The 22,416-nt window shown below is 67.9% G+C and carries 31 protein-coding genes and 1 tRNA gene; 23 read left to right on the plus strand and 9 right to left on the minus strand.

Features of this window, described 5'->3' with window-relative positions; genetic code table 11:
* Window positions 1-50 precede the first annotated feature (50 nt).
* The 8 genes from ACEN2M_RS08615 to ACEN2M_RS08650 all read left to right on the plus strand — a co-directional run bounded on the left by ACEN2M_RS08615 (window position 51) and on the right by ACEN2M_RS08650 (window position 6,024).
* Window positions 51-539 carry a histidine kinase gene (locus ACEN2M_RS08615; protein WP_441647704.1) on the plus strand — a complete coding sequence of 163 codons (489 nt, stop codon included), beginning with the start codon at window positions 51-53 and terminating at the stop codon, window positions 537-539.
* Between the two features lie 93 nt (window positions 540-632).
* Window positions 633-1,478, plus strand: coding sequence for a DUF4097 family beta strand repeat-containing protein (locus tag ACEN2M_RS08620; RefSeq protein ID WP_441647705.1), 846 nt, complete (start codon window positions 633-635; stop codon window positions 1,476-1,478).
* Window positions 1,479-1,506: 28 nt separating this feature from the next.
* Complete coding sequence (locus ACEN2M_RS08625; RefSeq protein ID WP_441647706.1) at window positions 1,507-2,469, plus strand: ATP-binding cassette domain-containing protein; 963 nt, start codon at window positions 1,507-1,509, stop codon at window positions 2,467-2,469.
* A complete protein-coding gene (locus ACEN2M_RS08630) occupies window positions 2,466-3,299 on the plus strand; it encodes an ABC transporter permease (RefSeq protein ID WP_441647707.1) in 834 nt (277 codons plus the stop codon). The genes ACEN2M_RS08625 and ACEN2M_RS08630 overlap by 4 nt, the downstream gene beginning before the upstream one ends.
* Window positions 3,300-3,341: 42 nt before the next feature.
* Window positions 3,342-3,527, plus strand: a complete 186-nt coding sequence (locus tag ACEN2M_RS08635) for a hypothetical protein (protein WP_441647708.1) — start codon at window positions 3,342-3,344, stop codon at window positions 3,525-3,527.
* A gap of 29 nt (window positions 3,528-3,556) precedes the next feature.
* A complete protein-coding gene (locus ACEN2M_RS08640; protein ID WP_441647709.1) occupies window positions 3,557-4,243 on the plus strand; it encodes a response regulator transcription factor in 687 nt (228 codons plus the stop codon).
* Window positions 4,240-5,358 (plus strand): sensor histidine kinase, encoded by a 1,119-nt coding sequence (locus tag ACEN2M_RS08645; protein WP_441647710.1) that lies wholly within the window; start codon window positions 4,240-4,242, stop codon window positions 5,356-5,358. Before ACEN2M_RS08640 ends, ACEN2M_RS08645 begins: the two co-directional genes overlap by 4 nt.
* A 96-nt stretch (window positions 5,359-5,454) precedes the next feature.
* The gene (locus ACEN2M_RS08650; protein WP_441647711.1) at window positions 5,455-6,024 is read left to right on the plus strand and encodes a M15 family metallopeptidase; all 570 of its coding nucleotides are present in this window, start codon (window positions 5,455-5,457) and stop codon (window positions 6,022-6,024) included.
* Between the two features lie 79 nt (window positions 6,025-6,103).
* Here the strand turns inward: ACEN2M_RS08650 and ACEN2M_RS08655 are convergent, their stop codons facing one another.
* Window positions 6,104-6,364: a GlsB/YeaQ/YmgE family stress response membrane protein gene (locus ACEN2M_RS08655; protein WP_441647712.1), complete on the minus strand. Its 261-nt coding sequence runs from the start codon at window positions 6,362-6,364 to the stop codon at window positions 6,104-6,106.
* Window positions 6,365-6,426: 62 nt separating this feature from the next.
* Complete coding sequence (locus ACEN2M_RS08660) at window positions 6,427-6,753, minus strand: hypothetical protein (protein ID WP_441647713.1); 327 nt, start codon at window positions 6,751-6,753, stop codon at window positions 6,427-6,429.
* A 153-nt stretch (window positions 6,754-6,906) separates the two neighbouring features.
* Between ACEN2M_RS08660 and ACEN2M_RS08665 the strand changes: the two genes are divergently transcribed.
* The 4 genes from ACEN2M_RS08665 to ACEN2M_RS08680 all read left to right on the plus strand — a co-directional run bounded on the left by ACEN2M_RS08665 (window position 6,907) and on the right by ACEN2M_RS08680 (window position 9,089).
* On the plus strand, window positions 6,907-7,452 hold the full coding sequence (locus tag ACEN2M_RS08665) for a MarR family winged helix-turn-helix transcriptional regulator (protein ID WP_441647714.1): 546 nt from the start codon (window positions 6,907-6,909) through the stop codon (window positions 7,450-7,452).
* Window positions 7,453-7,457: 5 nt separating this feature from the next.
* The gene (locus tag ACEN2M_RS08670) at window positions 7,458-7,949 is read left to right on the plus strand and encodes a MarR family winged helix-turn-helix transcriptional regulator (protein ID WP_441647786.1); all 492 of its coding nucleotides are present in this window, start codon (window positions 7,458-7,460) and stop codon (window positions 7,947-7,949) included.
* Window positions 7,950-8,070: 121 nt separating this feature from the next.
* Window positions 8,071-8,415, plus strand: coding sequence for a thioredoxin family protein (locus tag ACEN2M_RS08675; RefSeq protein WP_441647715.1), 345 nt, complete (start codon window positions 8,071-8,073; stop codon window positions 8,413-8,415).
* A gap of 41 nt (window positions 8,416-8,456) precedes the next feature.
* Window positions 8,457-9,089, plus strand: coding sequence for a GPP34 family phosphoprotein (locus ACEN2M_RS08680; protein WP_441647716.1), 633 nt, complete (start codon window positions 8,457-8,459; stop codon window positions 9,087-9,089).
* A 31-nt stretch (window positions 9,090-9,120) separates the two neighbouring features.
* Here the strand turns inward: ACEN2M_RS08680 and ACEN2M_RS08685 are convergent, their stop codons facing one another.
* From ACEN2M_RS08685 to ACEN2M_RS08695, 3 genes are read right to left on the minus strand one after another with little or no spacing between them, the layout of a single operon-like run.
* Window positions 9,121-9,360, minus strand: coding sequence for a hypothetical protein (locus ACEN2M_RS08685; RefSeq protein WP_441647717.1), 240 nt, complete (start codon window positions 9,358-9,360; stop codon window positions 9,121-9,123).
* Window positions 9,361-9,390: 30 nt separating this feature from the next.
* A complete protein-coding gene (locus ACEN2M_RS08690) occupies window positions 9,391-10,248 on the minus strand; it encodes a GAF domain-containing protein (RefSeq protein WP_441647718.1) in 858 nt (285 codons plus the stop codon).
* On the minus strand, window positions 10,245-10,952 hold the full coding sequence (locus ACEN2M_RS08695; RefSeq protein ID WP_441647719.1) for a GAF and ANTAR domain-containing protein: 708 nt from the start codon (window positions 10,950-10,952) through the stop codon (window positions 10,245-10,247). The genes ACEN2M_RS08690 and ACEN2M_RS08695 overlap by 4 nt, the downstream gene beginning before the upstream one ends.
* Before the next feature lie 85 nt (window positions 10,953-11,037).
* On the opposite strand from ACEN2M_RS08695, the gene ACEN2M_RS08700 reads away from it, so the two are divergent.
* The 4 genes from ACEN2M_RS08700 (at window position 11,038) to ACEN2M_RS08715 (ending at window position 12,449) form a co-directional block, all read left to right on the plus strand.
* Window positions 11,038-11,514 carry a DUF1801 domain-containing protein gene (locus ACEN2M_RS08700; RefSeq protein ID WP_441647720.1) on the plus strand — a complete coding sequence of 159 codons (477 nt, stop codon included), beginning with the start codon at window positions 11,038-11,040 and terminating at the stop codon, window positions 11,512-11,514.
* A gap of 73 nt (window positions 11,515-11,587) precedes the next feature.
* Window positions 11,588-11,830 carry a type II toxin-antitoxin system Phd/YefM family antitoxin gene (locus ACEN2M_RS08705; RefSeq protein WP_441647721.1) on the plus strand — a complete coding sequence of 81 codons (243 nt, stop codon included), beginning with the start codon at window positions 11,588-11,590 and terminating at the stop codon, window positions 11,828-11,830.
* A complete protein-coding gene (locus ACEN2M_RS08710) occupies window positions 11,827-12,087 on the plus strand; it encodes a Txe/YoeB family addiction module toxin (protein ID WP_441647722.1) in 261 nt (86 codons plus the stop codon). Before ACEN2M_RS08705 ends, ACEN2M_RS08710 begins: the two co-directional genes overlap by 4 nt.
* Before the next feature lie 5 nt (window positions 12,088-12,092).
* Complete coding sequence (locus tag ACEN2M_RS08715; protein ID WP_441647723.1) at window positions 12,093-12,449, plus strand: hypothetical protein; 357 nt, start codon at window positions 12,093-12,095, stop codon at window positions 12,447-12,449.
* Window positions 12,450-12,577: 128 nt separating this feature from the next.
* On the opposite strand, the gene ACEN2M_RS08720 is transcribed toward ACEN2M_RS08715, so the two are convergent.
* A tRNA-Gly gene (locus tag ACEN2M_RS08720) sits at window positions 12,578-12,651 on the minus strand.
* A gap of 69 nt (window positions 12,652-12,720) precedes the next feature.
* Between ACEN2M_RS08720 and dcd the strand changes: the two genes are divergently transcribed.
* Together dcd and ACEN2M_RS08730 are read left to right on the plus strand one after the other, a co-directional pair.
* Window positions 12,721-13,326 carry a dCTP deaminase gene (dcd, locus tag ACEN2M_RS08725; protein ID WP_441647724.1) on the plus strand — a complete coding sequence of 202 codons (606 nt, stop codon included), beginning with the start codon at window positions 12,721-12,723 and terminating at the stop codon, window positions 13,324-13,326.
* Window positions 13,327-13,415: 89 nt separating this feature from the next.
* A complete protein-coding gene (locus ACEN2M_RS08730; RefSeq protein WP_441647725.1) occupies window positions 13,416-13,937 on the plus strand; it encodes a hypothetical protein in 522 nt (173 codons plus the stop codon).
* Between the two features lie 7 nt (window positions 13,938-13,944).
* Here the strand turns inward: ACEN2M_RS08730 and ACEN2M_RS08735 are convergent, their stop codons facing one another.
* Window positions 13,945-15,132, minus strand: a complete 1,188-nt coding sequence (locus ACEN2M_RS08735; protein WP_441647726.1) for a haloacid dehalogenase type II — start codon at window positions 15,130-15,132, stop codon at window positions 13,945-13,947.
* A 345-nt stretch (window positions 15,133-15,477) separates the two neighbouring features.
* Between ACEN2M_RS08735 and nrdD the strand changes: the two genes are divergently transcribed.
* Both nrdD and nrdG read left to right on the plus strand, forming a co-directional pair.
* A complete protein-coding gene (gene nrdD, locus ACEN2M_RS08740; RefSeq protein WP_441647727.1) occupies window positions 15,478-17,721 on the plus strand; it encodes an anaerobic ribonucleoside-triphosphate reductase in 2,244 nt (747 codons plus the stop codon).
* 9 nt (window positions 17,722-17,730) lie between these two features.
* A complete protein-coding gene (gene nrdG / locus ACEN2M_RS08745) occupies window positions 17,731-18,333 on the plus strand; it encodes an anaerobic ribonucleoside-triphosphate reductase activating protein (protein ID WP_441647728.1) in 603 nt (200 codons plus the stop codon).
* 17 nt (window positions 18,334-18,350) lie between these two features.
* On the opposite strand, the gene map is transcribed toward nrdG, so the two are convergent.
* The gene (gene map / locus ACEN2M_RS08750) at window positions 18,351-19,124 is read right to left on the minus strand and encodes a type I methionyl aminopeptidase (RefSeq protein ID WP_441647729.1); all 774 of its coding nucleotides are present in this window, start codon (window positions 19,122-19,124) and stop codon (window positions 18,351-18,353) included.
* Between the two features lie 69 nt (window positions 19,125-19,193).
* On the opposite strand from map, the gene ACEN2M_RS08755 reads away from it, so the two are divergent.
* Window positions 19,194-19,481, plus strand: coding sequence for a helix-turn-helix transcriptional regulator (locus ACEN2M_RS08755; protein ID WP_441647730.1), 288 nt, complete (start codon window positions 19,194-19,196; stop codon window positions 19,479-19,481).
* On the opposite strand, the gene ACEN2M_RS08760 is transcribed toward ACEN2M_RS08755, so the two are convergent.
* Window positions 19,457-20,125 carry a GntR family transcriptional regulator gene (locus ACEN2M_RS08760; protein WP_441647731.1) on the minus strand — a complete coding sequence of 223 codons (669 nt, stop codon included), beginning with the start codon at window positions 20,123-20,125 and terminating at the stop codon, window positions 19,457-19,459. The two genes, ACEN2M_RS08755 and ACEN2M_RS08760, sit on opposite strands and share 25 nt — an antisense overlap.
* A 214-nt stretch (window positions 20,126-20,339) precedes the next feature.
* Here ACEN2M_RS08760 and ACEN2M_RS08765 point away from each other — a divergent pair, with 214 nt between their 5' ends.
* Complete coding sequence (locus ACEN2M_RS08765; protein ID WP_441647732.1) at window positions 20,340-21,611, plus strand: NRAMP family divalent metal transporter; 1,272 nt, start codon at window positions 20,340-20,342, stop codon at window positions 21,609-21,611.
* A 16-nt stretch (window positions 21,612-21,627) separates the two neighbouring features.
* Window positions 21,628-22,413 carry a LamB/YcsF family protein gene (locus ACEN2M_RS08770; RefSeq protein ID WP_441647733.1) on the plus strand — a complete coding sequence of 262 codons (786 nt, stop codon included), beginning with the start codon at window positions 21,628-21,630 and terminating at the stop codon, window positions 22,411-22,413.
* Window positions 22,414-22,416 lie beyond the last annotated feature (3 nt).

Below are 22,416 nucleotides of genomic sequence, written 5' to 3' on the forward strand. Positions count from 1 at the left end.
TGACACCATAAAGTGTTGACGTGACACCACTGTGGTGTCATGATGGTGACATGGAACTTGGACAGTACGTCACCGACCTCCAGCGCCAACTGGTGGATGCCGCGGCTCACGGCGCGGAGGACTCCCGCGCCGTGGCCGAGCGGCTGGCCGCCGGACTGGATGCCGCGACCCGGCTCGTGCTCCTGGACGTGCTGTCGGCCGCGGTGGGGGAGATCACCCGTGACCTCGCCCCCGGCTCGGTGGACCTGCGGCTGCGCGGCCGCGAGGTGGAGTTCGTGGTGACCCCGCCGAGCAGTGAGCCGGACAACGACGAGCGGCCCGCCGCATCCGTCGACCTCGACGATGCCAGCACCTCGCGCACCACGCTTCGCCTGCCGGATGCCCTCAAGGCCCAAGTCGACGACGCGGCAGCGGCCGACGGACTCTCTGTCAACACCTGGTTGGTGCGCGCGACGGCCGCCGCCCTGCAACCCAAACAACGCCGGTCCGTTCAGCGCACCCTGCGCACCGGCGACAACTTCGCGGGCTGGGCGCGCTAACCGCCCAGCACGCCAGCACTGCCAGCCACGCGCACCCGCGGGGTCGGTCGGTTGTACCCAAACTGCATAGCCCAGAGAAAGGGACGCGCCAGCATGCCCACCTACAACACCCCCAACCCGATCGACGTCGCCATCAAACTGCCGGTCGGCGCGATCGAGGTGATCGCCAGCGACCGAACCGACACCGTCGTGACGGTGTCACCGACCAGCCCGACCAAGGCGGTCGACCGTCGCGGCGCCGAGGAGACCACCGTGGACTTCGACGGAGAACGGCTCACCATCACCGCCCCGAAGCCCCGCTTCACGATCATCGGCCCCAGCGAGTCGGTGGACCTGCTCGTGGAGGTGCCGACGGGATCGCGCCTCACGGCCGAGATCTCGTCGGGGAACGTGCGGGCAACGGGGCGCCTCGGCGCCACCCGGCTCAAGTGCTCGAACGGTGCGGCCGAGGTCGAGGCCACCGGTGACCTGTGGCTGCGGGCCGGCAACGGCAACGCCACCGTCGGCGCTGCCGAGGGTGACGTCGAGATCACCGCCGATCACGGCCAGCTCAGAATCGGCACCGTCACCGGCAACGCCGTCCTCAAGGCCTCGCACGGCAGCATCACGATCGGAGAAGCCGGCGGCGACCTCGACGCCAAACTCTCCTACGGCGACCTCGAGATCGGCAGGGCGCTCGCCGCCGTGACGGCGAAGACCGCCTACGGCAGCATCGCGCTGGGGGAGATCTCGAGCGGATCTGTGCAGGTCGAGAGCGGCTTCGGCCAGGTCAGTATCGGCGTGCGCCCCGGCGTTCCCGCGTGGCTCGACCTGGCCTCCAAGAACGGGCGCCTGCGCAACGAGCTCGCCGGCGACAGCGCCCCCAACCCCGCCGAGCAGACCGTGGCGGTGCGCGCCCGCACCGCGTTCGGCGACATCGGTATCCACCGCGCGCGCTGAGCGCGCACCGAAGCGAAGGGAACGACCCATGACCACCCCAGCCATTTCAGTGCGAGGCCTGCTTAAGGCCTATGGCACCAAGACCGTGCTCGACGGCATCGACCTCACGGTTGCTGCCGGCACCGTGACCGCGCTGCTCGGCCCGAACGGCGCGGGCAAGACCACGGCGGTGCACATCCTCTCCACCCTGGTGCGGCCGGACGCCGGCACCCTCACCGTGGCGGGATGCGACGTGCTTCGTGACCCCGACGGGGTGCGCGCCGCGATCGGCCTCACCGGCCAGTTCTCCGCTGTCGACGGCCTGCTCACCGGCGAGGAGAACCTGCTACTGATGGCCCGGCTGCGGCACCTCGGCGCGGCGCGCTCCAAGTCGCGGGTGACCGAACTGCTCGACCAGTTCGACCTCGTCGAGGCCGCCCGCAAGCCCCTCGCCACCTACTCCGGCGGCATGCGCCGCCGGCTCGACCTCGCGATGACCCTCGTCGCCACCCCGAGCGTGATCTTCCTCGACGAGCCCACCACGGGCCTGGACCCCCGCAGCCGGCACGTCGTGTGGGACATCGTGCGCCGCCTGGTCACGGAGGGCACCACGGTGCTGCTCACCACCCAGCACCTCGAGGAGGCCGACCGGCTCGCCGACCAGATCGCGGTGCTCGACGGCGGCCGCATCGTGGCCGACGGCACGCCCAGCCAACTCAAGAGCCTCGTGCCCGGCGGGCACCTGCGGCTGAGTTTCGCGGATGCCGCGGACCTGGACGCCGCCGCCCAGATTCTGCCCGGCTCCGCCCGCGACGAGAGCGGGCTCGCCCTCACCGTGCCGAGCGACGGCGGCATCGGCGCGCTGCGCAGCGTGCTGGACCGCCTGGACGCGGCCCAGCTCGAGGTCGACGACCTCAGCATCCACACCCCCGATCTCGACGACGTGTTCTTCGCCCTCACCGGCACGACACAGCCGCGGGACCGGGTCGAGACGAAAGGACCAGAGTCATGACCACCCTCACCGCCCCGCGCCCCACCGCACCGGGCCTCAGTCGCCCGTCGCACGTGATCGCCGACGCGATCACGATGCTGCGCCGCAACCTGCTGCACATGGTGCGGTACCCGGGTCTGTCCATCTTCACGATCGTGGGGCCGGTGGTGATCCTGCTGCTGTTCGTGTTCGTGTTCGGCGGCACTCTCGGCGCCGGCCTGCCCGGCGTCGACCCGGCCGGCGGGCGCGAGGCCTACCTCGCCTACGTGATGCCCGGCATCGTGGTGATCACCATCGCCGGCACGGCCGGCGGTACCGCCACGACGGTCTCGATGGACATGACCGAGGGCATCACCGCACGGTTCCGCACCATGGCCATCTCCCGCGCGGCAGTGCTCGCCGGGCACGTGCTCGGCAACACCATCCAGGCCATCATCGCCGTTGCCCTGGTGCTCGGCGTCGGCCTGCTGATCGGGTTCCGGCCCACCGCCGAGCCGCTCGAATGGCTCGCCGCCGCCGGCCTGATCACGTTGATCGCCTTCGCGGTGACCTGGCTCGCGGTCGGCATGGGAATGCAGGCGAAGAGCGTGGAGACGGCCAGCAACCTGCCGCTCGTGCTGGTGTTGCTGCCGTTCCTGGGCAGCGGCTTCGTGCCGACGGACTCGATGCCGGCCGGTCTGGCCTGGTTTGCGGAGTACCAGCCCTTCACCCCGATCGTCGAGGCTCTGCGCGGGCTGCTGCTCGGCACGCCGCTGGGCTGGAACGCGGTGCTCGCGGTCGGCTGGTGCGTCGTGATTGCGGTGATCGGCTACGCCTGGTCGATGGTGCTCTACGAGCGCAAATCGGTCTAAACGGCGCGGTTCGCGCGGTCGGATGGGCACTAGCGTGGGCGAATGGCGCCCCTTCCCAAACACCACGTGGCATGCGGCGTGCTGGTTCAGGCGCGTCGCGTGCACGACCTGGCCGACAACGAGTACCAGGCGCTGTTCGAGCTGGTTCTGGCTGAACTCCCTCACCTAGACGGCGCGGAGCATCCGGAACTCAGCTTTCTGCTCGCGCGACGACGGGCCATACGCTGACCATATCTGCTGCTGCCTACGATGGGGGCATGCGCGTACTGATCGTCGAAGACGAGTTGTATCTGGCCGAAGCGATCCGCGACGGACTCCGGCTCGAGGCCATCGCGTCTGACATCGCCGGCGACGGCGACACCGCCCTGGAGAACCTGGCGGTGAACGAGTACGACGCCGTCATCCTCGACCGGGACATCCCGGGCACCCACGGTGACGACGTGGCCCGCTGGATCGTGGCCTCCGGTCTTCCCTGCCGCATCCTCATGCTCACCGCCGCCGACCTGCTCGACGAAAAGGTGCGCGGCTTCGAGATCGGCGCAGACGACTACGTCACCAAACCGTTCGAGTTGCGTGAACTCGTGATGCGGCTGCGCGCCCTGGGCCGCCGGCCCGCCGAGGGCGCCCCGCCGGTGCAGGAGCATGCCGGCCTGAAGCTCGACACCTTTCGGCGCGAGGTGTACCGCGACGGCCGGTACGTCGCGCTCACCCGCAAACAGTTCGCCGTGCTCGAGGTGCTGATCGCGGCGCGTGGCGGCGTGGTGAGCGCCGAAGCCCTGCTCGAGCGGGCGTGGGACGAGAACGCCGACCCGTTCACGAACGCCGTGCGCATCACCATCTCCTCGTTGCGCAAACGACTCGGCGACCCCTGGCTGATCCACACCGTGGCCGGCGTCGGCTACCGGCTGGACGCCGCGGACGACGGCGTCAGCGGGCGCTCATGAGCGCCCGCCTCCGGCTCACCCTGAGCTACGCCGGGTTCCTGCTCGTGGCGGGCATCGCGCTGATGGCGCTCGTGTTCTACATCCTCCGCTTCGTGCCCGAGGGAAACCTCAACAACGAAGGCCCATTCATGCCCGATCGCAGCGACCTCCTCGACGCGCTCTGGCCGCGCACCTGGCAGGTGCTGCTCGTGCTCGTGGTGATCGGGTTCGGCGGCGGCTGGTTTCTGGCGGGCCGGATGCTGCGGCCACTGCAGCGGATCAACAGTGTCGCTCGCCGCGTCGCCGCCGGGTCGCTCGACCACCGGGTGCGCCTCGACGGCCCGCACGACGAGTTCCGCGAGCTCGCCGAGACCTTCGACTCGATGCTTGACAGGCTGCAAGGCTCGTTTGACGAGCAACGACGGTTCGCCGCGAACGCTGCACACGAGCTGCGCACCCCCTACGCGATCGAACGCTCGATGTTGGATGTGGCCCTGGCCGATCCGGGCGCGCTGGACATCGACCGGCTGCTCGGCCGGCTGGACGAGACCAACCGGCGCGGCATCGAGGTGGTGGAGGCGCTGCTGGCGCTGGCGACCATCGACTCCGGCCGCGCGATCGATCACAGCCCGCTGGACGTGGCCGAAACAGTGGCCGACGTGCTTCGCGAACTGGGCCCGCTGGCCGACGAGGCCGGCATCACCGTCAGCCGGGTGCTGGGCGAGGGCGATATCGACGCCAGCGCCACGCTGGTGCGCCAGCTAGCGGCAAACCTCGTGCTCAACGGCATCCGCCACAACACAGCCGACGGCTGGGTCGAGGTGCGGACCGAGACCGTGGACGACGGAGGCGTGGAGATCTCGGTCAGCAACTCCGGCCCCCTGGTGTCGCCTGCGCTGCTCGGCACGCTGACCGAACCCTTCGTTCGAGGCGTGGGCAGGGTCGCCACCCGCACGGCCGGACCGGGCCAGGGGACGGGCCGGGGCCCGGTGGGCAGCGGTCTCGGTCTCGCCCTCGTCGCCCGCGTCGCCGACGTGCACGGCGCCGTGCTCCAGATCGTGGCCCGCCCGGCCGGCGGCCTCGACGTGACGGTGCGTTTTCCAGGCCCCGGCTCGGCAGGCGCCGCCGCGGAGTGAACGGCGGGGTATCGGGAGCGTATGTCTTTTCTGAGACGGCACCGCAACAGCGCCCCTGTTGGACTGATGTCTTCCAAGAGAGAAGGAGACGCAGCCGTGTCGAAGAAAACAACCGTGGTGATCCTCAGCCTGGTGCTGCTCGGTGGGCTGGTGGTGGCGACAGTGCTGTCGACTCTGCCGCGCGATGACGCTGCATCTGGCGCGGTGTGGCCGGATGGGGCCGCCGTTGGGGTGGCCGACGGGTTCATCGACGAGGGCGAGGCGGTTTCGGCATTCGCCGACGACCTGCCCGCTATCGCCAACCTCGAACCCGCGCTGCGGTCGGCCATGCAAGACGCCGCCCGCGACGCCACCGCAGACGGCGTCGAGTTCGTCGTGACAAGTGGTTGGCGGAGCGCCGCGCATCAGCAGTCGCTGCTTGACGCCGCGGTGATCGAATACGGCAGCGCGGAGGTGGCCGCCGAATTCGTGCTGCCACCGGACAGGTCCCAGCACGTCACCGGCGAAGCCGTCGACATCGGCCGCACCGATGCGAACAGTTGGCTCAGCCAGCACGGAGCCGACTACGGGCTCTGCCAGACCTACGCCAATGAGATGTGGCACTTCGAACTAGCGACGACCCCGGGCGGGGAGTGCCCGGCCCAAATCAGCAACGCTGCCGGCTGAACGACCACCCTGTGCGCCGGGCACAGAAAACGGCACCGACCCCTTGCGGAGCCGGTGCCGTGTTTTCTAATGCTGCCTACTACTTGCGACGACCGGTGACCGCGCCGTAGATGACGAGCACGATGATGGATCCACCGATGGCGAGAGCCCAGGTGGACAGCGAGAAGAAGTCGTTGATACCCACGCCGAAGATTGCTCCGCCGAGGAACCCGCCGACGAGGGCGCCGACGACACCGAGCACGAGGGTGATCAGCCAGCCGCCGCCGTTGCGGCCGGGGAGGATGAGCTTGGCGATGGCGCCGGCGATGAGGCCGAGAAGAAGGAATCCGAGGAAGCCCATGGGTGTGTCTGCTTTCTGTTCGTGGTACTGACTGTGGGTGGGTGGGAAGAAAAGACTGTGGGTCAGGCGGCGAGAGAGCCGCGCAGGTAACCGGGCCGCGGGACCCGGCCGAGGAAGGTGCGGGACGTGGCCAGATTGAACGTGGATCGGGTGCCCGAGTCCGGCGCAGCCAGGTGCACGGCGAGCGCGTCCTTGGCGGCCGGGATGCTGCTGCACTCGGCCACGACGGAGCCGGTGCTGCTGCGCACGCTGAAGTGGCCGTTGACGAACTCGACCAGACCCGCGTGGTCGCCGTTCTCGGTGGCGACCCAGAGGTTGCCGGCGGGGCTGGACCACTGGATCGCGGTGGAGCGGTTCTCCCCGCCTGATGGAGTACCGAACACCGTCATCACGTCCCCGTTAGCTAGTTGGTCTATTAGTTCGTCTGTCTAGTAATAACGTACATGAACCAAAATACAATGCACAAATCGCCGAGAATCCGCTAGCTGGGAGGGTCCTTGGACCTCTGCCCGACGTCTTGTTAGTGGAACTAGTATTTGTAAATGGCATATTCGGTACAGGACGCGGGCACGCATTACTGGTACTCCGACGACGCCCAGCGTGAGCGCAGCGTCGCCGTTCTCGAGGCAATGCGCACGTATCGGGCGGCAGAGGCCGCGATGCGCAGCCGCACCCAACGGTCCATGGGCCTGGGCGAGAACGACCTCCTCGCGCTGCGCTACCTGCTCATAGCCAAGCAGGACGGCCGAACCATCGGCCCCAAAGAGCTGACGGCATATCTGGGTATCTCCAGTGCCTCGACCACGGTGCTGATCGACCGCCTGGAGCGGTCCGGGCAGGTGCGCCGGGAACACAGCCCCTTCGACCGTCGTGCCCTGATCCTGGTTCCGACCGCCAGCACCGACGAGGAAATCCACGCCGCGCTGGGTGACGTGCCGGCCCGGATGGTGGAGGTGGCGAACCGCCTGGACCCCGCAGAGGCCAAGGTTGTCATCGACTTTCTGACGAACATGCGGGCAGCGGTCGACGAGATCGACGCGCACGCCGCCGCCGGCACACCGCCCACTCCGTCTTCCCCGGCTCGTTGACCACGGTGAATTCGGCGGAGCCGTTCATCGCGCCCCACGCCCACGACGTGATCGCAACGCTGCTCGAATACAGGCTGGCCGAAGAAGCCATGCGCCGCCGCACCCGGGACTCCATGCACATGGGCACGACCGACCTGCAGGCACTCCGTTTTCTGATCAAGGCACAGGGCGAGGACCGGATCGTCTCCGGCCGCGACGTGGCCGACCACCTGGGCATGACCTCGGCATCCGTCACGGCGCTGCTGGACCGGCTGACCAAGAGCGGTCATGTGCAGCGCACCCCGCACCCCACCAATAGGCGCAGCAACATGGTCACCGCCACGCCGGGCTCCGACGACGAGGTGCGCCAGACCCTCGGCGCCATGCACGGCCGCATGATCGAGACGACCAGAGCGCTCAGCCCGGCGGATGCCGCGCTCATCGAGCACTTCCTGGTGTCGATGACGGCAGCCGTCGACAGCATCGACGCGGGCGCCGGAGGCCTCCGCGCCCACTGATCCGTCGTGTTTCCGACTCGGTCGAAACTGAAGGGTAACCACCGGATCGGGAATAGATGGGCGGCGCACGCGTTGCATCCACTACTGCGTTGATCGACCGATCGACAGTGGGAAGGGTGAGTTGTACGCCGATCTGAGTTCTCGCGCAGATGACGACACCGTGCACTTCGAGCTGTTCTCGTCGTCGTTCTGCGGTGCCTGCCGGCAGACCCGGATGGCCCTCAACCGAGTGCTCCAACTGGTGCCCGGCTCCACGCTGACCGAGGTCGACGTGGCCGGAGACCCCGCCCGCGCCGAAGCCCTGAACATCGAGCACACGCCGACGACAATCATCCGCGATGCCAGAGGGCGCGAGGTGACCCGGGCCACAGGTGTGCCGTCGCTGCCTCAGATCCTGGTGGCCACCGCCCGTGCCCGCGAAGCACCGCAGACCTCGAACCACCTCACCGAAGGAGCCCGCCCGTGACAAATTGCCCCGTGACAGACCGCCCCGTTACAGACAGCCCCATGATTACGAGTGCCAATGCAGTCGGCACGACACTCAGCTTGCCCGAAGAGCTGCAACTGGCGTTGCCGCTCATGACCGGTCAGCTGCGCTTCGGCTCGATGGACATCGCCGTCGCCGCGATCATCGACCTCGCCCTGCGTGGCCGGATCGTGGCCACAAAATCCCGCTTCGCTCAGCCGTCGAGCGCCAGGCTCACGCTGGTGGATGCCGCCCCGATCGGCAACGCGCCCCTCGATGCGGTCATGCGGGCGTTCGTCGCCCGCGGCAAGCCCTGGAAGGCGTACTCCGCCGTGACCGAGCTGTGGGCGACGGCGTCGGAAGCGACCACCGCCAGCCTGGTGGCCAGGGGCGCGGTCAGCGCCCACGGCTTCCTGCGGGACCGCGGCGGCCGGCTCGAGCCGCTCGATCAGGAGCTGCGCCACGCGACCATGGCGCGCCTCGACCGGGCGCCGTCGGCGAGCGACCCACTGGCCACGGTGCTGTTGGACATCCGACAGCACTCCGCGTGGGGCTGGACCGCCAAGCCCGGGCAGAGAAAGCCGCCGCTGCTCGGTGACTACTCCGAGAACGTGGCCATCACCGCCCGCGGTGCTCTGAGCGCGCTGTACATCGCCACAGGCTCCGCGGTCTGACCCGCCCCCCAAGGCCAGCGGGCCCTTGGGTCTACTTCTTGGAGAAGTCGTTCGGTTCGAGGCCGGCGATGCGACGGGCGTGCTCCTGCAGCACGGTGTCGTCTACCTGGTGGCCGCCGTCGGCGAAGCGCTCACGCAACGCGTCCAGAATTTTGGCTTCGTCCTGGCCGGCGAGGTCCGCCTCCTGCTGCAACAGGATGCCCGCCACCTGGTCGGCATCGGTGTGACTGCGCTGGGCCTGAATCGGTTCGTCCTGGGTGTCGCCGGTCATGGTGTCCTCCGCCTCGCGAATCCAGGTGCGTCAGTGCCCAGGGAATCCGTGTGCACCATTGTGCCCTACTGACCCTCGTTCGAGGCTGATCGGCCACGTACCCAGGGGACTCGGAGGTAGCGGCTCGGGGGTAGCCGGCCGCGCGTCTGTCTCCGTCGCCGGAGCCCAAACGGAGCCCAAACGGAGCTCCCGGGCGACGAGCCGTCGGGCGACCAGGCTCAGGGACGTCTGGTGCGAGCGGGCGTATTGACGAATCAGGCCGAAAGCGGCCTCGATCGGCACATCCGCCGTCTCTGCCACCACACCCTTGGCCTGCTCGATGATGATCCGGCTCGACAGGGCCTTCTGCAGTTGATCCTGCAGGGTCGACGCATCGCGGATGGTGCGCTCCTGCAGAATCCCGATCGTGGCCACGTCGGCGAGGGCCTGCGCTGCCCGGATGTCGGCTGTATTCAACTCGCCGCGCTCGTTGCGCATGAGGTTCAGGGTGCCGATGGTCGTCTCCCGCAGTCGCAACGGAATGGCGTAGACCGAGTGGATGCCCTGGGCCAGGGCCGTGGTGCTGAAGTCGGGCCAGCGCGACGAATCAACGTCGATGTCGGGTAGTGACACGACCTCGCGGGTTTGGAAGCACTCCATGCAGGGTCCCGCGTTGGCGTCGAGCTGCATGATCTCCACGAGGGTGTTGGCCTCGCTCGTGGAGGCGACGACCTCCAGCCTGCCCTCGGCGTTGGCTAGCAGGATGCCGGCGGAATCGACGTCGAGGAGGTCGTGGCAGTTCTCCACGAGGGTTTGCAGCAGATCGATGACGTCATACCCGGCCACGAGGGTGTCGGCGAGGGTGGCGAAGGCGTCAATGAGCCGTTCGAGGCGGATGGTGTCGTTCACTGGGTGTCCTCACCCGGCTCCGCCAGCGGACTGAACCGGATCTTCCTGGCGATGACGTCTTCGGCGACCGCCAGCATCGGGCGGTTCTCGGCGTAGGCCCTGGCCCGGATGATCAGATGGGCGTCTTCGGCGGTGGTGTCGAGTTGGGCGAGCACCATGCCCGTGGCCTGATGGATCGACCGCCTGGAGAACGTGGTCGTTTCGCCGGGGGTGTCGGCCTCGTTGAGGGCGTGGTGCAACAGAATGCGGCTGATGATCGCCGTCAGAGCCTGCGTCTGCTCCTGTTGTTGCGGGCTGAGTGAGACCGGAGTGGCGGAGTACAGGTCGACTGCGCCGATCTCGAGTGGGCCGAACAGGAGCGGGAAGGCAAAGATCGCACCGATCGGCTCCTTGCGGATCTCCTGCAGGAAGGCGGGCCAGGAGACGTCGGTGCGTGTGCCGAGGTCGGATTCGAGGACCGGTCGTTTGCTCGCGAGGGCGTCCCAGCACGGGCCTTCGCCGAGGTCGAACTGCAGCTCGTCGACTCGCCCGGCCAGCGCGTCGGTGGCTGACATCGTCTCGGAGCCCAGAAGAGACCCGAACGTCGAGACCGACGCGCCCGAGACGGGCAGGAAGCGCAGGAACGGCCGCGCGAGTTCGGAGACGCGTCCGTGGCTCTCGGAAAGGGCATCCGATGCCAATTGGAATGAATCGTTGGCAAGCACTGCATCTCCTCCCCTTATTTGCCAGACTACGAGCCAGGGAATTGAAATCCAATGGCTTGACAATCCACGAGGGGACGCACCCGCAATGAGCACATCACCGAACGCCAGCGAGAGCAGCGAGTCGACCGGGGCGGGTTTCTCCGCCGAGGAACGCGCCGCCATGAAGGCCCGCGCGGCCGAGCTGAAGGCCGAGGCCCGGCGCGGTAAGGCCGGCGACAAGGCGGCCGCCGACGAGGAGAGAATGATGGCGAAAATCACCGAAATGCCGCAGCCCGATCGGGCGATGGCCGAGCGTCTGCACGCTCTCGTCACCGAGGCCGCCCCCGAGTTGCTGCCGAAGCTCTACTACGGACAGCCGGGCTGGGCCAAGGGCGGAAAGGTCGTGGTCTTCTTCCGCAGCGGCCAGATGGACAAGGCGCGCTACTCGACGCTCGGTTTCAGCGGCGATGCGAAACTCGACGACGACAACGGCATGTGGCCCTCGTCGTACGCGCTGGACCACCTCACCGAGGAGACCGCAGCGGCGATCGCCGCACTGGTCAAGAAGGCCGTGACCGCCTAACCCAGTGCCCGCCGGGCCGACCTCAACCCGTTGACGTACACTATTACGTACAGGAGGTACTCCGATGCGAACCATGACCTATTCAGAATCACGCGCCAATTACGCGGCGACTCTCTCGGCTGTAGTTGATGACCGCGAAGAAGTCATCATCACCCGTGCCGGCCACGAGCCGGTAGTCATAGTATCCCTGGACGAGTACGAGTCGCTCAAGGAAACCGCCTACCTATTGCGGAACCCAGCGAACGCACGACGACTTCTCGGCTCCATCGAACGGCTTGAATCCGGACGCGGTACCGAGCACGACCCGGTCGAGTGAAGTTCGTCTGGGACGAGGACGCGTGGGCCGACTACGAGTGGTGGCAGACCCAGGACCGGAAGATCCTCAAGCGCATCAACGCACTTCTCCGTGACGTTGCCCGGAACGGGAACGAAGGCATCGGCAAGCCCGAACCCCTCAAGCACGGCTTTCACGGCTATTGGTCTCGACGCATAACCGAGGAGCATCGCCTGGTGTACAAGGTGGAAGGCGATGAAATTCGCATCGCCGGCTGCCGCTACCACTACGGGACCTAGCAACCATGCTGCCTGAGGACTGGATCGAACACCGCCGCGAGGACCGCGAGCCGGTGGGCTGGATCGTGCCGGAGGGCGAAGGATTCCGCCCGGTGGATCGCCTCGGCCGAGGGGTGGCCACCGAACCGGTCGACTGGCTGGAGGCCGAGGAGATCCTGGAGGCACTGGGCCTCGGCTTCCTGGCCGAGCGGTACCTGCTGCGCCTGGCCGACGGCACGGAGCGGCCCGTGCGGATCAGCGAGGCGAGCCCCGACGGGGTGACCGTCGTGGCCGACGAATACGGCGCCGCCTCCGCGGTGGGCGCCAACAGCGACAGCTTCAGGCTGCCGTTTCCCGCACCCGAGACGCTCCGCCCCGAGTGAGCCTGCCCTCGCCGTGACGACGACGGGCCGGTCGCGTAACCTGAGCGGATGACCCCTGAGCCTTCGATCAGCCTCGACATGTCGGCCAGGTCGAGTACGTCCGCGACGCCGCGTTCCTGCGAGCTGTGTGGAGCGGATGACGGGAATCGAACCCGCGCTATCAGCTTGGGAAGCTGAAGTTCTACCATTGAACTACATCCGCGCGTCCAGGCCGCCGAGGCCGCATGGAACCGTGCCAGCCTATCAAGACTTGCGCCTATAGGCTGGCACCGTGCTTCTCTCGGATCGTGACATCAAAGCCCAGATCGACGCGGAACGCATCGCGCTCGCCCCCTACGACCCGGAGATGATCCAGCCGTCGAGCATCGACGTGCGGCTCGACAGGTTCTTCAGGTTGTTCGACAACCACAAGTACCCGTTCATCGACCCGGCCGAGGATCAGCCCGAACTCACCAGGCTGATCGAGGCCAAGGACGACGAGCCGTTCATTCTGCATCCGGGCGAATTCGTGCTCGGCGCTACCTTCGAGGCCGTGACCCTGCCCGACGATGTGGCCGCCAGGCTCGAAGGCAAGAGCTCGTTGGGCCGGTTGGGCCTGCTCACCCACTCCACCGCCGGGTTCATCGACCCGGGCTTCACCGGGCACGTCACCCTGGAGCTGAGCAACGTGGCCACCCTGCCGATCAAGCTGTGGCCGGGCATGAAGATCGGTCAGCTGTGCTTCTTCCAGCTCAGCTCGCCGGCCGAGAAGCCCTACGGCTCCGCCTCCTACCTCTCCCGCTACCAGGGCCAGCGCGGCCCCACCGCCTCCCGCTCCCACCTGAACTTCCACCGCACCGACACGACCGCAACGGATGCCGGCAGCCTGGGCGCATAGGCACCCAGCCAACGGTTCGGCCCCCGCCTTGCGGGGTCTGGAACACCGTGTTCACGCGGGCGTTACGCGGGGGCGGTAAAATTCGGGGCATGACCACCTCAGAGTCCCGTTTTGCCGAGGCGCTGATCGCCGACGGTCCCACCCCGGAATACCCCGGCCGCATGCGCCGGTTCGGCCAGCTCGTGGGCACCTGGGCCGCACACGGCAGCCGGCTCGACGAGGCCACCGGCGAGTGGACCGAACGCGAGTTCACCTGGATCGTGCAGTTCGTGCTCGACGGGCGCGCGGTGCAAGACGTGGAGGTCGTGGCCAGCACGACGCATCCGTCGGGCTTCGAAACCGTCGCCACTGCGGTGCGCGTCTACGACCCGTTCGCCGGCGCCTGGCGGGTGAGCTACTTCGCCCCGACGCTGGGGGAGTACTGCCACCTGATCGCCACCCCCTACCGCAACGGGCTGCGCCAGGACGGCACCGGAACCGACGGCCGCCCGGTGCGCTGGAACTTCGCCTCGATCACCGAGGACGGCTACACCTGGGAGGGCTGGGTGAGCGACGACGAGGGCGCGAACTGGCACCTCGTGGAGCACAACGAAGCCGTGCGGGTGCACTGACCGATCCCTATTCGGTTGCCTCCACAACGGTGGTGTGCACGATGATCTCCGAGTGCAGCGTGCGGTGCACAGGGCACTTGTCGGCGATCTCGGCCAGCCGCTGACGCTGATCCTCATCGAGGTCTCCCTCGAGCCGGAGGAGGCGTGCGATGTGGTCGATCTGCCCGACAACGGTCTCGCAGTCGGCGCAGTCCGTGGCGTGCACCCGGTCGTGGCGGAGGGTCACGGTGACCTTCTTCAGCGGCCACTTCTTGCGCTCCGCGTACATGCGCACGGTCATCGAGGTGCAGGCTCCGAGGCCGGCCAGGATCAGATCGTATGGGGACGGCCCGGTGTCGGTGCCGAGGGGCCGGGGCTCGTCGGCGGCGAGGCGGTGCGGGCCCACGGTGATCTGCTGGGCGTAGCCGCCAGTTCCGCTTTCGGTCACGACGACGAGGCCCTCGGCCGGGTCGGGCGGGGTCGAGTCCGCAGGGGTGTCTGTGGTGGAGTCCGGCGCCGCACCCGTGGCCGCACCCGGCACACCCGCCAACAGGGTCGCCAGCTCGGCGAGCCGGGTCAGCGTGTAGTCCGGGGCCGTGAAGTAGCTCGGGTACGTGTCGCCGCCGCGGTTCAGCCAGGCGGTGGCCAGGCCGGCCTCTGCGGCCCCGTGGACGTCCCAGGGGTGCACGGCCACGAGCAGCAGTTCGGCCGGGCGCACGCCGCAGGCCTCGGCCGCGTAATCGTAGGCGGCCCGCATCGGCTTCCACGCCCCGGCATCCTCGACGCTGAGCAGCGCCTCGAAGTGACCCTCGAGTTCGGCCGCGGCCAGCAGTGACCGGGCCGCCTCGGCGGATCCGTTGGACAGCGTGACCAGGCGCATCCCGGCGCCGGTCAAGGCGCGTATGCCCTCGGGCACGTCGGGGTGCAGCGTGAGCAGTCCGAACCCGGCCATGATGTGCTCCACGGCTTCGTCGGGCTCGCGCATGAGGGGCACATCGCGCAGCACCGCACGCAGCAGCTCGGACCCGATCACCGAGAACGGCGCCGCGCCGCCCGCCGCGGCGAGGGCGAAACCGTCCCGCAGCAGCGCCGCGAACCACGCCGACGCGAGGTGGGCCGGCGCGCCGACCTGCACGAACCGGGCTTTCATGGCCGACATGTCCGAGAGGGTCTCGTTGACATCGAAGACGATCACGGCCGGGGTGGTGCTGGTCATGGGTCGGTTCCTTTCCGGTCAGACAGCGGTACGCGGCAGCAGGCGCAGGAGGCCTGGGGCGTCGTCGGCCACGGCGAGTCGCGCGGCCAGGTTTCGCCCCTTCCATCCTTGCCGCTCTGACGGATCGACGTGCGTCCATCGCACCCCCAATCTTGTGGATCGCGGGCGCCAGACCAGACACGCCGAGGAGTCTGAAATGAACGGATGTGCACCCGAAACCGGGGACAGATCGTACGGCGTCTTTCCGGCCATCCGCGGCTCCCAACCACTACATGTAGCGGCACCAGGGACCAAAGCCACCTAAATCTAGTGATTGTGCGATCACGGCGTCCCTATGCTGAAGGCGTGAATCCAAGTATCAGCGCCCCGGCCCAGACCCCTGCCACTCAGGGCGACGCCGTCGACCAGTCGACGCCGCCGCTGCCTACCATCCAGGTAGTCAAACGCGACGGCCGCCGGGTGGATTTCGATGACACCAAGGTCTACGAAGCCCTGGTGAAAGCGGCAGTGGAGATTCACCGCGACATGACCCCGCTGGTGCACCGCGCGATCGTGGACATCGTCGCCGCGGTCAACCGGGAGATCGCCGGACGCTTCGCCACCGACATCAAGATCTACGAGGTGCAGAACATCGTGGAGCACGCGCTGCTCGAAAGCCACGAATACGACCTGGCCGAGAAGTACATCGGCTACCGCACCCAGCGCGACTTCGCCCGCAGCAAGTCCACCGACATCAACCACTCGATCATCAACCTGCTCAGCAAAGACTCCTCCGTGGTGAACGAGAACGCCAACAAAGACAGCGACGTCTTCAACACCCAGCGCGACCTCACCGCCGGCGCGGTGGGCAAGGCCATCGGCCACAAGATGCTGCCCCCGCACGTGTCCAACGCGCACCAGAAGGGCGACATCCACTTTCACGACCTGGACTACAGCCCCTACGCGCCGATGACCAACTGCTGCCTCATCGACTTCACGGGCATGCTCAGCCGGGGTTTCCGCATCGGCAACGCCGACGTGGAGCCGCCCCGCTCCATCCAGACCGCCACCGCGCAGATCTCGCAGATCATCGCCAACGTGGCGTCCAGCCAGTACGGCGGATGCTCCGCCAACCGCACCGATGAACTCCTGGCCCCCTACGCCCGCGCCAACTTCGCCAAGCACCTCGCCGACGCCCAACGGTGGATCGGCGACGAGACCCAGCACCACGCCTACGCCGAGGAGAAGACCCGCAAGGACATCTACGACGCGATGCAGAGCCTCGAGTACGAGATCAACACCCTGTTCACCTCGAACGGGCAGACCCCGTTCGTATCGCTCGGCTTCGGCCTGGGCACCGACTGGTTCGAGCGGGAGATCCAGCGGGCGATCCTGCAGATCCGCATCGACGGCCTCGGCAGCGAGAAGCGCACCGCGATCTTCCCCAAACTGATCTTCACGCTCAAGCGCGACCTCAACCTGGCCGAGGGCGACCCGAACTACGACATCAAGCAGCTCGCGCTGGAGTGCTCCACCAAGCGGATGTACCCGGACGTGCTCAGCTACGACAAGCTCATCGAGATCACCGGCAGCTTCAAGGTGCCGATGGGCTGCAGGTCTTTCTTGCAGGGCTGGACCGACGCCGACGGCAACGACGTCTCGGAGGGCCGGATGAACCTCGGCGTGGTGACGGTGAACCTGCCGCGCATCGCACTGGAGGCCGCCGGCGACCAGGCGAAGTTCTGGAGCATCCTCGAAGAGCGACTCGCCATCACCCGCGACGCCCTGGTCTACCGCATCGAACGGTGCAAGCAGGCGACCCCCGCCAACGCCCCGATCCTCTACGTCTACGGTGCGTTCGGCCAGCAGCTGGCCCGCACCGACTCCGTCGACACCCTCTTCAAGGGCGGCCGCTCCACGGTGTCGCTGGGCTACATCGGCCTCTACGAGGTGGCCGCGGCCTTCTTCGGCGGCGCCTGGGAGGGCGACGCCGAGGCGAAGGCGTTCACGCTCGAGATTCTCAAGACCCTCGACGCGCGCACCAAGGCCTGGAGCGCCGAGTACGGCTACCAGTTCAGCGTCTACTCCACCCCGAGCGAGAGCCTGACCGACCGGTTCTCCCGCCTCGACAAGGTCAAATTCGGCTCGGTGGAGAACATCACCGACAAGGATTACTACACCAACAGCTTCCACTACGACGTGCGCAAGAACCCGACCCCGTTCGAGAAGCTCGACTTCGAGAAGGACTACCCCGTCTTCTCCTCCGGCGGTTTCATCCACTACTGCGAGTACCCGGTGTTGCAGCAGAACCCCAAGGCGCTCGAAGCCGTCTGGGACTACGCCTACGACCGGGTGGGCTATCTCGGCACCAACACCCCCATCGACCGCTGCTACAAGTGCGACTTCTCCGGCGACTTCACCCCCACCGAGCGCGGCTTCGCCTGCCCGGACTGCGGCAACGACGACCCGGCCAGCTGCGATGTGGTCAAGCGCACCTGCGGCTACCTCGGCAACCCGCAGGCCCGCCCGATGGTGCACGGCCGCCACCAGGAGATCGTCTCCAGGGTCAAGCACATGGCCGGCGCCACCGGCGTCAGCGGCTCCCTCTAGGCATCCGTCATGCGCAACCCGAAGCCCGGCGAGTGGCTTTCCGACAAGCTCAGCCAGGGCTTCATCGGCGACTACAAGCCGTTCATGTTCGTCGACGGCGAGGGCGTGCGCTGCAGCCTGTACGTGAGCGGATGCCTGTTCGCCTGCGAGGGCTGCTTCAACGAGGCCACCTGGAACTTCCGCTACGGCACGCCGTACACCGACGAGCTGGAGGACCGGATCCTCGCCGACCTGGCCCAACCGTATGTGCAGGGCCTCACCCTGCTGGGCGGGGAACCCTTCGTGAACACCGGAGTGTGCCTCTCCCTGGTGCGCCGGGTGCGCGCGGAGTTCGGGGCCAGCAAGGACATCTGGTCGTGGACCGGCTACACCTACGAGGAGCTGCTGCTCGAGAGCCCCGACAAGCTCGAGCTGCTCGACCAGATCGACATCCTGGTGGACGGCCGGTTCGACCTCGCCAAGAAAGACTTCAAGCTGCAATTCCGCGGCAGCAGCAACCAGCGCATCATCGACGTGAAAAAGTCCCTGGCCACCGGTCAGACCGTGCTCTGGGCGGCCAGGGTCGACGCCACCCGGAGCTACGAGCAGCTGGAGAAGCAGGCCCTGATCTAGCGGGAACCGCTCACCGGTCAGCGGGTGGGCAGGGTGAGGATCTCGGCTCCGTCGTCGGTGATGGCGATGGTGTGCTCGCTGTGCGCGGTGCGGCAGCCGGTCGCGCTGCGAAGCGTCCAGCCGTCGGCGTCGGTGACGAGCCGGGCGGTGTCCGCCATGATCCACGGCTCGAGGGCCAGCAGCAGGCCGGGGCGCAGGGTGTAGCCCCGGCCGGGGCGCCCGTCGTTCGACACGTGTGGGTCCTGGTGCATCGTCGAGCCGATGCCGTGACCGCCGAACTCCATGTTGATCGGGTACCCCGCCTCGGTGAGTACGGTGCCGATGGCATGGGAGATGTCGCCGATGCGGGCCCCGGGCCCGGCCGCCGCGATGCCGGCGGCCAAGGCGAGTTCGGTCGTGCTGATCATCGCGAGGCTCGCTGCGGGCTGGGTCTCGCCCACGATGAAGCTGATCGCCGAGTCGGCCGCGATCCCGTTCAGCAGAACGGCGAGGTCGAGGGTGAGCAGGTCGCCGTCGGCCAGCGTGTAGTCGTGCGGCAGCCCGTGCAGCACGGCGTCGTTGACGGCCGTGCAGATGTAGTGGCCGAACGGCCCGCGGCCGAACGACGGTGCGTAATCGACGTAACACGACACCGCACCGGCCTGAAGGATCATGGCTTTGGCCCACCGGTCGATGTCCAGAAGGTTCGTGCCCACGGTGCTTTGACCCTTCAGGGTCTGCAGGATGTGCCCGACCAGCGCGCCGGTCTCCCGGGCGCGGACCAGCTCGGTGGGGGTGAGAATCTCGATCATGCGGTGCCTTCCGTACGCGTGCCAGACCAATAACTATACCGGCCATATTATCCCGGTAGAATCGGGGGCATGGTTCGGTTGCCGCTCACCCCCGCAGAGGTCGAGCGTGGAGCGCGCCTCGGCGCCCTGCTGCGGCAGGCCAGAGGCGAGCGCTCGATGCTCATGACCGCCCTCGAGGCCGGTGTCTCGCCGGAAACCCTGCGCAAGATCGAGTCCGGCCGGGTCGCGACGCCGGCCTTCCCCACCATCGCCGCGATCGCCCAGGTCGTGGGGCTCTCGCTGGATGCGGTGTGGGCCGAGATCAATCAGCCCGGCCGCGATGCGGAACCGGTTCAGGCGGGCAGCTGGCGCGCGTAAGCGGCCACTATCGTGCGTTCGGACTGCAGCAGGTAGTCCTCCAGAACGGCTGCGGCCGCCGCCGAATCCCCGGCCAGGTAGAGCTCGAGCACGGCGGCGTTGCGGTCGACGTAGGGCCGGTGCAGGTACTCCGGGTCATCGAGCAGGCCGAAGGCCAGCCGCAATTCGGCGGAGATGTTCGCGTAGAGGCGGTCCAGATGGTCGCTGTCGGCGAGCGCCACGATGGCGGAGTGGAACTCCATGTTGGCCGTGCCCACCGCGATCCAGTCATCGGCGTCACGGCTGGCCTGCGCCGATGCCACGGCGGCCGACATCCGCCGGCTAGCGGGGTGCCGGGTCGGCGAGGAGCGCAGCGCCTGGCACTCGATCATGCGGCGCACCCGGTAGATGTCGATGATCGACGCGAGCGACGGCACGGCCACGAACACCCCGGCGTGCGGTTTGTGCACCAGAAGCCGCTCGTGCGTGAGCATCCGAAACGCCTCGCGCAGGGTGTTGCGGGAGACGCCGAGCCGCTCGCTGGCGGCGGATTCCGACAGGCGTTGGCCGGGCACGAGGTCGCCGGCAATCAGCAGTCGGCGAAGCTTTTCGGCGGCCTGATCGGCACGGGAATTGCTGTCATCCGCTTCGTCATGATCCGCCACGACGCCACTCTAGCGAACGGGCTCGCGCATCGTGTCGGCGGTGCGAGTCTCCTTGTTCACCGAAACATGCCCGAAACAAACTCTTCATGCGATTGATTGTTCAACAATCGATAACGTATCGTTCACACACCTAGGCTCGTTTTGTGGGGTACCGATCCCCGCCTACTTCTGCCGTATCCGCCGGACCGCTGCCCTCGATGAACGGATGTGCCCCTTGACCGACTCGACCGACACCACGCCATCCACCACATCCACCGAGCACGCCAGCGTGCGCAGCATCGCCAAGAGCCGCCGCACCGCGCTGATCGGCGCCCTGTTCCTGATGGCCACCTCGGCCATCGGCCCTGGCTTCATCACCCAGACCGCCACCTTCACCGCGCAGATGGGCGCCGCGTTCGCCTTCGGCATCCTCGCCTCGATCCTGATCGACTTCGCCGTGCAGCTGAACATCTGGCGCATGATCACGGTCAGCGGCAAGCGCGCCCCCGAGCTGGCCAACCTCGCCATCCCCGGCAGCGGGTTCGTGCTCGCCTTCCTCGTCATCCTCGGCGGCCTGGTCTTCAACATCGGCAACATCGCCGGTGCCGGCCTTGGCCTGAACGTGCTGACCGGACTGGACGCGAAGATCGGCGGGCTGCTCAGCGCCCTCTTCGCGATCGCGATCTTCCTCGCCAAGCGCGCCGGGGCGGTGGTCGACAAGGTGGTGGTCATCGCCGGCCTCGTCATGATCGTGCTCACCATCATCGTGGCCTTCATCTCCCAACCGCCCATCGGGGATGCCCTGCGCCAGACCGTGTTCCCCGACGAGATCAACTTCGCCACCATCACCACCATCGTGGGCGGCACCGTCGGCGGCTACATCACCTACGCCGGCGCCCACCGCCTGCTCGCCAGCGGCACCGCCGGCGTGGAGCACGTCAAGCAGGTCAACCGCGCGGCGTTCAACGGCATCCTGGTCACCGGCGTCATGCGCTACGTGCTGTTCCTGGCCATCCTCGGCGTGGTCGCCGGCGGCGTGGCCATCGACACCTCGGGCACCGCGGCCAACCCCGCCGCCCAGGCATTCCAGGCAGCGGCCGGCGAATTCGGGCTGCGCGTCTTCGGCGCGATCTTCTGGATCGCCGCGATCACGAGCATCATCGGCGCGGCGTACACCTCGGTGTCGTTCCTGCCCGTGTTCTCCAAGAGGATCGTCGGCCGCGCCGCCGACCTCGCCACCATCGTCTTCATCGTCGTCTCGCTGGCGGTCTACCTGCTCATCGGCACCGCCCCGGCCACCCTGATGGTGTTCGTCGGCGGCTTCAATGGGCTGATCCTGCCGATCGGCCTCACCATCTTCATGTACATCGGCTGGTTCCGCGGCGACCTGATGAACGGCTACCGCTACCCGAAGTGGCTGCTCATCATCGGCACCCTCGCCACCGTGCTCACCTGGTACATGGCCGTGATGGCCGTGGGCCCGATCTTCTCGCTGCTGACCGTCTAACCGGGAAAGGCACCCCATGAGCACCATCGACCTGAACAGCGACCTCGGCGAAGGCTTCGGCCGCTGGACCCTCGGCGACGACGCAGAGATGCTCGGCATCGTCACCAGCGCCAACATCGCCTGCGGCTTCCACGCCGGCGACCCGCTGGTCATCCGCCAGACCGTGCTCGGCGCCCGGGATGCCGGCGTGGCCATCGGCGCGCACGTGGGCTACCGCGACCTGGCCGGGTTCGGCCGCCGCAACATGGACGTCTCCAGCGCCGAACTGGTCGCCGACGTGATCTACCAGATCGGGGCCCTGCAGGGCATCGCCAGGGCCGCCGGCACCACCGTCACCTACGTGAAACCACACGGCGCGCTGTACAACACGATCGTGCACGACACGCGCCAGGCCCAGGATGTGGTGACCGCGATCCGCGAGATCGACCCGGCCCTGGCCGTGCTCGGCCTGCCGGGCTCCGAGGTGCTGCGCGCCGCGGACGCCGCGGGCCTCCGCAGTGTGACCGAGGCGTTCGCCGACCGCGCCTACACGCCGGCGGGCACCCTGGTGTCGCGCCGGGAAGCCGGCTCGGTACTGCACGACGCCGAACTGGTGGCCGCCCGCATGGTGCAGCTGGCCACCGAGGGCACCCTGACCGCCATCGACGGCAGCACCATCCGGGTGACCGCCGACTCGATCTGCGTGCACGGCGACAGCCCCGGCGCCTCCGAGATGGCCCGGCAGGTGCGCGCTGCCCTCACCGCGGCCGGCATCGGCCTCACCGCCTTCGCGCCGCGGCCGGGCGAGACGCGAACCTCCTAGGGT

The sequence above is a fragment of the Cryobacterium sp. W22_MBD10_FK3 genome, assembly GCF_052113745.1.
Classification (GTDB): Bacteria; Actinomycetota; Actinomycetes; order Actinomycetales; family Microbacteriaceae; genus Cryobacterium.

Bases quoted from the DNA above. Each gene is read 5' to 3' on its own strand.
- ACEN2M_RS08700 (WP_441647720.1), top strand. From the start codon at position 11,038: ATGAGCACATCACCGAACGCCAGCGAGAGCAGCGAGTCGACCGGGGCG.
- ACEN2M_RS08615 (WP_441647704.1), top strand. From the start codon at position 51: ATGGAACTTGGACAGTACGTCACCGACCTCCAGCGCCAACTGGTGGAT.
- ACEN2M_RS08665 (WP_441647714.1), top strand. From the start codon at position 6,907: ATGGCATATTCGGTACAGGACGCGGGCACGCATTACTGGTACTCCGAC.
- ACEN2M_RS08630 (WP_441647707.1), top strand. From the start codon at position 2,466: ATGACCACCCTCACCGCCCCGCGCCCCACCGCACCGGGCCTCAGTCGC.
- ACEN2M_RS08735 (WP_441647726.1), bottom strand. From the start codon at position 15,132: ATGACCAGCACCACCCCGGCCGTGATCGTCTTCGATGTCAACGAGACC.
- map (WP_441647729.1), bottom strand. From the start codon at position 19,124: ATGATCGAGATTCTCACCCCCACCGAGCTGGTCCGCGCCCGGGAGACC.
- ACEN2M_RS08645 (WP_441647710.1), top strand. From the start codon at position 4,240: ATGAGCGCCCGCCTCCGGCTCACCCTGAGCTACGCCGGGTTCCTGCTC.
- ACEN2M_RS08770 (WP_441647733.1), top strand. From the start codon at position 21,628: ATGAGCACCATCGACCTGAACAGCGACCTCGGCGAAGGCTTCGGCCGC.
- ACEN2M_RS08635 (WP_441647708.1), top strand. From the start codon at position 3,342: ATGGCGCCCCTTCCCAAACACCACGTGGCATGCGGCGTGCTGGTTCAG.
- ACEN2M_RS08705 (WP_441647721.1), top strand. From the start codon at position 11,588: ATGACCTATTCAGAATCACGCGCCAATTACGCGGCGACTCTCTCGGCT.
- ACEN2M_RS08625 (WP_441647706.1), top strand. From the start codon at position 1,507: ATGACCACCCCAGCCATTTCAGTGCGAGGCCTGCTTAAGGCCTATGGC.
- ACEN2M_RS08680 (WP_441647716.1), top strand. From the start codon at position 8,457: ATGATTACGAGTGCCAATGCAGTCGGCACGACACTCAGCTTGCCCGAA.
- ACEN2M_RS08685 (WP_441647717.1), bottom strand. From the start codon at position 9,360: ATGACCGGCGACACCCAGGACGAACCGATTCAGGCCCAGCGCAGTCAC.
- ACEN2M_RS08730 (WP_441647725.1), top strand. From the start codon at position 13,416: ATGACCACCTCAGAGTCCCGTTTTGCCGAGGCGCTGATCGCCGACGGT.
- ACEN2M_RS08620 (WP_441647705.1), top strand. From the start codon at position 633: ATGCCCACCTACAACACCCCCAACCCGATCGACGTCGCCATCAAACTG.
- ACEN2M_RS08655 (WP_441647712.1), bottom strand. From the start codon at position 6,364: ATGGGCTTCCTCGGATTCCTTCTTCTCGGCCTCATCGCCGGCGCCATC.
- ACEN2M_RS08755 (WP_441647730.1), top strand. From the start codon at position 19,194: ATGGTTCGGTTGCCGCTCACCCCCGCAGAGGTCGAGCGTGGAGCGCGC.
- nrdG (WP_441647728.1), top strand. From the start codon at position 17,731: ATGCGCAACCCGAAGCCCGGCGAGTGGCTTTCCGACAAGCTCAGCCAG.
- ACEN2M_RS08660 (WP_441647713.1), bottom strand. From the start codon at position 6,753: ATGACGGTGTTCGGTACTCCATCAGGCGGGGAGAACCGCTCCACCGCG.
- ACEN2M_RS08715 (WP_441647723.1), top strand. From the start codon at position 12,093: ATGCTGCCTGAGGACTGGATCGAACACCGCCGCGAGGACCGCGAGCCG.
- ACEN2M_RS08640 (WP_441647709.1), top strand. From the start codon at position 3,557: ATGCGCGTACTGATCGTCGAAGACGAGTTGTATCTGGCCGAAGCGATC.